Origin of the sequence: Leptospira ainazelensis (genome assembly GCF_016918785.1) — a bacterium.
GTDB classification, from domain to species: Bacteria; Spirochaetota; Leptospiria; order Leptospirales; family Leptospiraceae; genus Leptospira; species Leptospira ainazelensis.
In genome coordinates this window covers 1-9,579 of sequence record NZ_JAFFPT010000029.1, presented here as the reverse complement: position 1 = coordinate 9,579, position 9,579 = coordinate 1, and the positions used below count along the sequence as shown (strand labels likewise).

The following is a 9,579-nucleotide window of genomic DNA, read 5'->3' as shown; positions in this document are numbered from 1 at the left end:
ACGCTTGCCGCTCCGTTCGTCACTCACGGTTCCCGTTCGGACTCACTACGGTCTCCGACACATCGCTTCGCGAACTTGGTTAAATAGTAAAAGAAGAGTTTTTCAGTAAGAGAAGTTCACGACCCTTTCGCGCACAAGCGCTCGGGGACGCGACGTCGGCAAGCTTCTTTCGTTAGGCGAACATTTTTGCCGTGGCTTCCCAGGTTTCTTTCGCCGCGTCCTTGCGGCGATTAAAGCCGAAATTTCGTAAAGATTTAGAGATTGACATTCCCCTATTAGATAGGGATAATTGATTTCTTGAAGAGAATATTCATTCACCTTCCAGATTTCGATCTATTTTGGAAGAAAGCTGGACTTGAAGATGAAGAGTTAAAAGAACTCCAAGAGTTTCTTTTAGAAAATCCAAAGTATGGTCCGGTAATTAAAGGTTCTAACGGAATTAGAAAGATACGATGGAAAAAGAAAGGGATAGGTAAGAAGTGGAGGAGTTCGAGTTTTTTACTTAGATATTGAAGAATTCTCTGTATTATTCTTAATAACACTTCTTGAAAAAAACGACAAAGAGAACCTTTCAAAGAAAGAACTTACGAGATTAGCGGATTTAGTAACTTCTTTAAAAGAATTAATTCAATCGAAGAGAGTGCGACATGAAAAAAGAAAGTAGCAAACTATTCAATAGTCTTTCCAAAGGACTTAATGAAGCAATTGAATACACGAAAGGCAAAAAAGTTCCAGGTGTGAAAGCGCAGATTATCGAGATTCAGAAATTACCAACATTTAAAGGTAAAGAAATCAGGAATATTAGGACCAATTTGCATCTTACTCAAAATACTTTTGCTCAAGCATTAGGTGTTTCCGCTAAAACAATTGAAGCTTGGGAATCTGGAAAGAATATTCCACAAGGTCCAGCTCAAAGAATGTTATTCATTCTTAAAAACAATTCTAAAGCATTGAATATTTTAGGGATTAAAAATTAACAACGCCATCCTTGGCGTAATCTGTTAGTGCATCGGCAAAAACGTCGCCTAACTACGGCTTCTCACTTCGTTCGCGACTCACGGTTCCCGCTCGCGCTCACTCCGGGCTAAAGCCACATTGCTTTGTCACGTCGGTTCGCAGGACGTTCGCTAAGGCTCACTCGAACCTCGTGCCAACCGCGTCGCGCACAGGCGCTTGCGGACGCAACGTCGAGAAGCCTATTTCGTTAAGCGCCATGCCAAAAAATTAATTGAAAGAATGAATGTATTTTAGACCTCGAATATTTTTAAGTTCAGTATTATCGCTAATAAATGTTAGAGATAAAATTGCAGAGATTCTTGAAACGTCTGGCGCAGACGTTATGAGGTATGAAAATAATTTAACTCCCTCATCCACTCCAGCAACTTACAGACAAGATGTAATCGAATCTGATTTTATTATATTTATAATTGATAAATCTTATGGAACACTTACGGAGACGGGTAAATCGGGGACGCACGAGGAATGGGAATTAGCTGTTCAAGCAGAAATCCCCAAGCATGTTTATATTAAAAAAACTAATAAATTAGAAGATCCTCTGAAAGTATTTCTTGAAAAAGAAATTACTGCTAAATATGTATCTTTCTTCTATTATAAAAATGATCAGGAATTATTACGACAGGTAAGATCAAGAATTTTCACCGTTGCTCGAGAAATTGCCATAAGGAAATTAGATCCTAAATATTTACCATCTAATAAGATTCGCACATTGGTTCATGAATATGATTATCAGAAAGCTCTGCCAATAATTAGAGGTATGGAAGAATTACTCAAATATCAGGCGAGGGGATTGGTAGATTTTCTTGAAACCACCATATTAACTTCTTACATATCTCGGTGGGAGATGCAGTTTGAATCCGACAATAAGCACTATTTTATTAATGATGAGTTGAACAGGACATTGAACTATTTAATTGAGGACTTTAATAAATTTCACGATTTGCACTCAAAGTGTTACACTTCAATTGGCCTTAGTAAAGAACTTAATCTTTCCAGTATTCAAACAGTAATTGATTACAGATTATTAAAAGTCAATGTTGCTGTGGATCAGAAAAGGTTAAACAAACTTTTAAAAGAATTTCTAAAATGGCATTCAATTTTTAAGAGCGATGTTTTTGAAGCTAAGAAACAGTTTGATACCATCGGATAAAATAGTAAAGATTGGCACAGCGCTTAACTTCGGCTTCTCACTCCGTTCGCGACTCACGGTTCCCGCTCGCGCTCACTCCGGCCTCCGGCCCATTGCTTTGTCACTTCGGTTCGCGAGACGACGTTCGCTAAGGCTCACTCGAACCTCGTGCCAACCGCATCGCGCACAGGCGCTTGCGGACGCAACGTCGAGAAGCCTCTTTCGTTAGGCGACATTCCGCTTCGCTTTTCTTTGGGTTGGCTAAGTGTTTTAAAGGGATAACTGCAACTGTTTCATTAGGTTGCAATGGTTTAACGATATATTTTCTTGGCGCTCGCGGAACGCTCGCCTAACTAACGCTTGCCGCTCCGTTCGTCACTCACGGTTCCCGTTCGGACTCACTTCGGTCTTCGACACATCGCTTCGCGAACTTGGCTAAATAGTAAAAGAAGAGTTTTTCAGTAAGAGAAGAGTTTTTCAGTAAGAAAAGTTCGCGACCCTTTCGCGCGCAGGCGCTCGGGGACGCGACGTCGGCAAGCTTCTTTCGTTATACGACATGTGGGAAAACTCTCCGGTTTCAGATACTTTTCAAAAAACACTTCAATCAGTTTAGATGCATTTAAAGGACTCTTTCAAATAAATTTTGTTAAAATGATTGTATTGACATAAGGCACACGTTTGATATTTAAGACCTGTGGTTTTTGATTGGGATAATATTAAGAATGAAAAATTAAAGGCAGAGCGGAATATCAGTTTCGAGAGGATAGTTATTGAAATTGAGTCAGGATCTGTTCTAGAAATTCTAAAACATCCGAATAAAGAAAAGTATCAAAATCAAATTTTGATTATCATTGAAATTGATAATTACGCTTGGGTAATACCTACAATTGAAAGTAAGAATACATATTTTTTAAAAACTGCATACCCCTCAAGAAAATATACTAGCATCTATTTACCGGAGGCAAATCTATGAAATATAAGCTTAGTCAAGAAGAGAAGAGTTTAGAATCCTCCATTGAGAAAAATGAATGGAAACCGGTTGATAACAAAACGCAGTATTTAAAAAAGTTTAAATCTGCTGCCAAAAATACGTTATTAAAAGATAAAAGGATGAATATTCGAATTGCTGGAAAAGATATTCAATTATTAAAAACGAAGGCCTTGGAAATTGGTATTCCTTATCAAACTTTAGTTTCAAGTATATTACATCAATATGTAACTGGGAAATTGAAAGAACGCTGAGAAAGTTCCCGCACGTCGTCTAACTTCGGCTTCTCACTACGTTCGCGACTCACGGTTCCCGCTCGCGCTCACTCCGGCCTCCGGCACATTGCTTTGTCACTTCGGTTCGCGGGACGGCGCTAAGGCGCCTCGAACCTCGTGCCAACCGCATCGCGCACAGGCGCTTGCGGACGCAACGTCGAGAAGCCTCTTTCGTTAGACGCAATGTTGCAATAAAGATGAAGAATATACCGAGAAGACATCATTGGATTCCACAATTCTACTTAGAATATTTTGCCGTAACAGAATCTATTGGAACAGAAAGTCCAGAAATATGGTGCTTTCAAAGAGGCGATACTGACCAAGCAGAATTTAAAACAGGTATTCGGGCTGTAGCTGCCAAGAATGATTTATATACTAAAAAAATAGAAGGTAGTAAAGATACTACTTTAGAATCGGAGTTTGCAGATATTGAAGGCTTAATAAGCCAAATATGGAAAACTTTAGCTTATGGCTCCTTTAATTTTAATAAATCTGATTCTTATAAAAAAGGATTTTCTCCTTTTTTAGGCTTAATGTTAGTGAGGCACCCAATTCAATTTTCAGATTGGGAAAAATACCATAAAAAAATAGTCAATCTGCTTGATGAGGTTAAAAAAGAATCTAATAAAATGACGATTGAAATATCTGATTCAGAGCTGGAATTGAATTTTGAGGGATATGACTTATATAGAAATCAAAGCACAACCGATTTGAAAAATTCCTTTCTTGATAATATAAAGGGAAACTCAATGCATTTGGTAGAACAATTACTAAAGAAAAGATGGTCAATTCTTCATTGCGATAAACCAGCCTTTGTGACCAGTGATAATCCCGTCCTTATTTTGAATGATAAAAATAAAGGCATAAATAGACCAAATACAAAGATTGTCTTTCCTATATCCCCTCAGCGTGCTTTTTATATAGATGATTTAATAGATGAACCACATTGGCAATATTATCCTATTACAGAGAGTCATGTTCACGAGTTAAATTATCTTCAATGGGTTTCGGATATTAAGTTTATGTTTTCTCCCCGTTCAATACCAGATGTTCTTACTGAAATTCTGAAAGTCTCCGATCGATATTCAGGATAAATGCAACACTGCGTCTAACTTCGGCTTCTCACTTCGTTCGCGACTCACGGTTCCCGCTCGCGCTCACTCCGGCCTCCGGCACATTGCTTTGTCACTTCGGTTCGCGAGCCGGCGCTAAGGCGCCTCGAACCTCGTGCCAACCGCGTCGCGCACAAGCGCTTGCGGACGCAACGTCGAGAAGCCTCTTTCGTTATGCGCCATTTTTAAAAAACAAAGTCGCCAATTGAGAATATTTCTAAAAAATAGGAAAATCAGATCCAAAAGACAATAAAACAAAATGTCCCATTCACTCTTTAATGAAACATACTTTAAAAAGAATAATTATTTTAGAAAGGAACTTCAAATTTCCTCTCAAAAATTGCAAGAGATAAGAGATATAGTTCTTAATTGGCAAAAGAATTGCGAAACATTTAATCCAGACGTAGATAAAGAAAGTACGGATGAAATTGAATTTGTCGATATAGTTTTTAAAAAAATATTGGGCTATATTGGGAAAGGTGAAAATACTGAAAATTTTAACATTTACCCGAAATTTAAAATTGATGGAGCAGGAGTTACAGGTGCACCGGGTTTTGCAGATTTGGCTCTGGGAAATTTTTCGAAAAATATAAATACTTCTGAAGTAGTAATAGAATTTAAAGGACAAAACTCAAATGACTTAGCAAAATTATCCTACCGTCAAGATAAACTTTCTCCAATTGACCAATGTTGGAAATACCTTCTGAATCATCCGTCCGCAAAATGGGGTATAGTCACAAATTTCAACGAAATTAGAATCTATAATCGGGAAAAGGGACAAAACGTCTATGAGACATTTTTCTTTAATGTCCCAACTGAATATCAAGATAAATATTTACCTTTATCTACGGACACAGAAATTTTAAAGTTCATTACGCTTCTTAAAAAAGAAAATCTACTTAGCTTAAACGGAATTTCTAAAACAGAAGAACTTCTTAGAATTAAAGGCTTTGAAGAAACTAAAGTCCAAAAAGAATTTTATTTTGCTTATAAAAATCTAAGAAGTCAAATATTCTATGAAGCTCTGAAACATAATCAGCAATATGAATTAAGCAAGTCTAAATCTGAATTGTTGCAATTAGTTCAAAAGCTTTTAGATCGGATCATATTTTGTTGGTTTTGCGAAGATTCTAGAGAACATCTAATTCCCTCAAATGTACTATCTGCAGACATTATACAATCGCAAATAAAAGAGAAATATTATAATTCTCAACATTTTAGCATATATGCTAAAATAAAAGATTTATTTCAAGCAATAGATGAGGGTAAGGCCTTCGGAATAGAAAATGGTTATAATGGAGAATTATTTAAACCTGATGCGGATCTCGATGCACTTAAGCTACCAAATTTCTTATTTGAAGAAATTGCAGAGATCGGAATGCGGTATGACTTTGGTGACGAGAACGAATTAAACGTAAATATTCTCGGCCACATCTTTGAGCAGAGTATTTCAGATTTAGAGGAAATGCGTGTTAGTTTTCAAGAATTAGATCAGTCCCCGAGAAAACAAGAAAAACAATTTGTATTGGAATTTTTGAAGGAAGTAGATGTCCTTGAACATAAGCATATTAAATTTGATGCTAAGAAAACAAAACGCAAAAAAGAAGGTGTATTTTATACTCCTGATCATATTACTCGATATATAATTGAAAAGACTGTCGGAGCATGGTTAGAAGATAAAAAAACCGAGGTAACTAAGAAGTATTCAAATTTAAAGAAAAATAAAGAATACTCAATCTTACGAGAATATAGAGATGATTACCTGTCTAAAATTAAAATCCTCGACCCTGCTTGCGGTTCGGGAGCATTTTTAATTGCCGCGTTTAACTATCTCTGGAAAGAACATGAAAGAGTGTATGCTGAAATTAAAGAAATCAAAAATAAAACTACACAAGGCGAACTCTTCGATTTCGATTCCATCAGCAAAACAATTTTAGAAAATAATCTCTACGGTGTAGACTTGAACCAGGAATCAGTCGAAATCACAAAGTTAGCACTCTGGCTCAAAACTGCGACTAAAAATAAAAAACTTAATAGCCTTCATAATAATATCAAATGGGGTAACTCATTGATAGAAGATAAATCTGTCGTGGGAGAACTAGCGTTTGATTGGAAGGAAAAGTTTAAGTCTATTATGGACACAGGCGGGTTCGATGTGGTCGTAGGGAACCCTCCCTATGTTTCAAATTGGACTTTATCAAGCTATGATAGAGACAAGGTCAAAATACTGGAGACTAAATTTGCTGATTGGCTTACGGGGCATTGGGATATTTTTATTTGTTTTATTGCTAAAAGCTTGCAATTACTTAATGCACAAGGTTACCAATCATTTATTTTACCAACGTCATTGCTTAAAGAAAAGCATTCGACAAAAGCAAGAGAAAAGCTTTTATCAGAGTATAGCATACTAGAGATTCTCGATTTCGGTGAAAAAATCATTTTTGAAAATGTTGCAAGACAAACGTTCATTTATGTACTGAATAAAAAGCACAATTTAAAAAATAAAATAAAAATTAAGAAAAACGTTGACGAAACCTCTGTCCTTGTTAGCCCGCAATTCTTTCGAAATTTAAAAAATTCAGCGATAAAAACAAATATTAATCCTATTTCAATTAATATTTATGAAAAACTACATGATGATTCGATTTTGCTTGGACAAATTGTATGTATCAATACAGGAGTCGTTGCCCATTCTAAGGAAGGAAGTCCTAAACATTTTACAAAGGATGATGTAATATTTAATGAATATAGAAAGGGATATAAGAAATATATTGTAGGTAGCGATCTTAAGCGATACTATGCGAATTATGAAAATAAATATATTGATTATGATAATAATATCAACCATTTTCATAGAGCTAAATATCCGCTATTATTTGATAGCCCCAAAGTTATTGTAAGAAGGATAAGTGGTGCAAATAATACAATAATAGCCTATTATGATGAGGAAAAGTTTTATTCAAATGATAATTTAATGCATCTAATCCTATGGAATAGCGAAGTATTGAAATTTCAAAAACCGGAAAATAGATGGGAAATTCTTGTTGATTCTGAAATCAATCTTAAATATGTGCTTTTGATCCTTTGCTCAACACTATGCAAATTTTATTTCAGTAGCTTTCTGAGTACTGATACTCTACAAGGCTCTTATTCAAGTATTTATCCCGAAGACTTAAGGGCTATCCCGATCAAAAATATACCACCCGAAGATCAAAAGCCTTTTATTAAACTAGCGGATGTTATGCTCACTAAAAATAAAGAACTAGGGGAAATACAGAAGAGTTTTACAACTCTCTTAGTCTCCGAATTCGAAATTCAAAAAGTTACAGGAAAATTAGAGGATTGGTATCTACTCAATTGGTCAGAGTTCACTAGTGAACTTAAGAAAAAGAAAAAGATTTTATCTACAGAGGAAGAAGAGAAGTGGCTCAATCGCTTTAATCGCTTAAAAAAGGAAGCCCTTGCTGCTAAGGAAGCAATTGACTACACAGATAAAGAAATTGACCAGATGGTTTATCAGTTATATGGCTTGACTAAAGAAGAAATAAACACAATTGAAGTTGATAATTATTAAAAACGGCGCATAACTTCGTCTTCTCGCTCCGTTCGTCACTCACGGCTCTCGCTCGGACTCACTCCGGGCTTCGCCACATTCGCTTTGTCGTTCGGCTTGCGAGACGCGACTAAGGTCGCTCAAGCCTCCGCCAATCCCTTCGCGCACAGGCGCTTCGGGAACGCGAACGTCGAGAAGCCTCTTTCGTTATCTGCCATGCCGCGCCCCTCATTAAGACGCCAGCCGTCCTTGGCTGGCTTAATCCAATAATAGAAGCTTAAGAATAATTAGTATGTTAATCAGAAAATTAGTTATAGAAAACTATAAATCATTAAAAGGTCGATTCACAATCGAGTTTAATAGCGGAATTAATATTCTGGTGGGTGACAATGAAGCGGGGAAGTCAACTATATTAGAAGCCCTACATCTTGTATTGACTGGATTACTTCATGGGAAGTATTTAAAGAATGAATTAACACAATATATATTCAATGACGAAGTTATTAACGAATATATCGAAAATTTGGAGAAAGGATCTCTGCCGATTCCTCCAGCAATATTAATGGAAGTCTTTCTTATCGGAGATGATCTTGCAATTTTGGAAGGAGATGCGAACAGCGATAAAAAGAAGGATTGCGGCATTTCCTTGAAAATTGCTTTCGATGAAAAATTCCAAGACGAATATTGTAGTTACCCCACTTAAAACCGTACACCTGAGTTAGCTCCTAAACAATAGGAGTAAAGCTATGAATAGTACTAGCATTAATGACACGGTTCACGTAATCACCTCTGTCCAACGAAGAAGAAGATGGTCTTCGATGGAGAAGGAACAGATAGTAAAAGAGACGCTGGAAGCTGGAAATTCGGTTTCTTTAGTTGCGAGAAAGTATAACATAGCCCCCAGTCAACTCTTCCAGTGGAGGCGTTTTATGGAAAACGGTGCAAGCAAAGGAATCGAAAATGAAGAGAACCTGGTTCCTGAATCAGAGTATAAAAAGCTCGAACAGAGAATTAAGAACGACTTCTCGGAAGAAAGACTGAAGAGAACGAAATTCTCAAAGAAGCGGTCATCCTTGCTCGTAAAAAAAAACTGATCTCGCAAAAGCCATTGGAAGGGATCGAAGGTTTCCAATGACAAGAATTGCTTCCGCATTAGGAGTTTCCCGTTCGATTTTTTACTACAAGAATCGCCTTCTTCGAACAAAACATTCGATCACCGAATTCAAAGAGCATATCTTGCAAACGATCAAAGATGTCTGCCATGATAGACCTACCTACGGGTATCCAAGAATTACAGCGATCGTCAATCGGATCAATAGAAACAAGGATTTACCACGAGTGAATCATAAACGGATCTACCGAATCATGAAGGAACAAAACCTCCTTTTACAAAGGAATGCTCCAAGGTTAAAACGGATCCATGAAGGGAAAATCATCACATTAAAAAGCAATCTAAGATGGTGTTCCGATATTTTAGGAATACGTTGTTGGGATGGAAGGCTTAT

At 36.8% G+C, this 9,579-nt stretch carries 10 protein-coding genes; all 10 read left to right on the top strand.

Features of this window, described 5'->3' with window-relative positions; translation table 11 throughout:
* The first annotated feature begins 297 nt into the window (after window positions 1-297).
* Window positions 298-513, top strand: coding sequence for a hypothetical protein (locus JWG44_RS08525; RefSeq protein WP_205274536.1), 216 nt, complete (start codon window positions 298-300; stop codon window positions 511-513).
* Window positions 509-664 carry an addiction module toxin RelE gene (locus tag JWG44_RS22535; protein WP_205274535.1) on the top strand — a complete coding sequence of 52 codons (156 nt, stop codon included), beginning with the start codon at window positions 509-511 and terminating at the stop codon, window positions 662-664. Before JWG44_RS08525 ends, JWG44_RS22535 begins: the two co-directional genes overlap by 5 nt.
* Window positions 648-977, top strand: a complete 330-nt coding sequence (locus JWG44_RS08515; protein ID WP_010577046.1) for a helix-turn-helix domain-containing protein — start codon at window positions 648-650, stop codon at window positions 975-977. Before JWG44_RS22535 ends, JWG44_RS08515 begins: the two co-directional genes overlap by 17 nt.
* A gap of 263 nt (window positions 978-1,240) precedes the next feature.
* Window positions 1,241-2,167 (top strand): DUF4062 domain-containing protein, encoded by a 927-nt coding sequence (locus JWG44_RS08510; RefSeq protein WP_205274534.1) that lies wholly within the window; start codon window positions 1,241-1,243, stop codon window positions 2,165-2,167.
* A 948-nt stretch (window positions 2,168-3,115) separates the two neighbouring features.
* Complete coding sequence (locus JWG44_RS08505; RefSeq protein ID WP_205274533.1) at window positions 3,116-3,388, top strand: antitoxin; 273 nt, start codon at window positions 3,116-3,118, stop codon at window positions 3,386-3,388.
* Between the two features lie 218 nt (window positions 3,389-3,606).
* A complete protein-coding gene (locus JWG44_RS08500) occupies window positions 3,607-4,503 on the top strand; it encodes a DUF4238 domain-containing protein (protein WP_205274532.1) in 897 nt (298 codons plus the stop codon).
* 277 nt (window positions 4,504-4,780) lie between these two features.
* Window positions 4,781-8,095, top strand: a complete 3,315-nt coding sequence (locus JWG44_RS08495) for an Eco57I restriction-modification methylase domain-containing protein (RefSeq protein WP_205274531.1) — start codon at window positions 4,781-4,783, stop codon at window positions 8,093-8,095.
* A gap of 271 nt (window positions 8,096-8,366) precedes the next feature.
* Window positions 8,367-8,777: an ATP-binding protein gene (locus JWG44_RS08490; RefSeq protein ID WP_205274530.1), complete on the top strand. Its 411-nt coding sequence runs from the start codon at window positions 8,367-8,369 to the stop codon at window positions 8,775-8,777.
* A gap of 115 nt (window positions 8,778-8,892) precedes the next feature.
* Window positions 8,893-9,168, top strand: a complete 276-nt coding sequence (locus JWG44_RS22270; protein ID WP_232371560.1) for a transposase — start codon at window positions 8,893-8,895, stop codon at window positions 9,166-9,168.
* 37 nt (window positions 9,169-9,205) lie between these two features.
* Window positions 9,206-9,579: IS3 family transposase (locus JWG44_RS22265; protein WP_232371559.1), on the top strand; the 374-nt coding region annotated here is incomplete at its 3' end.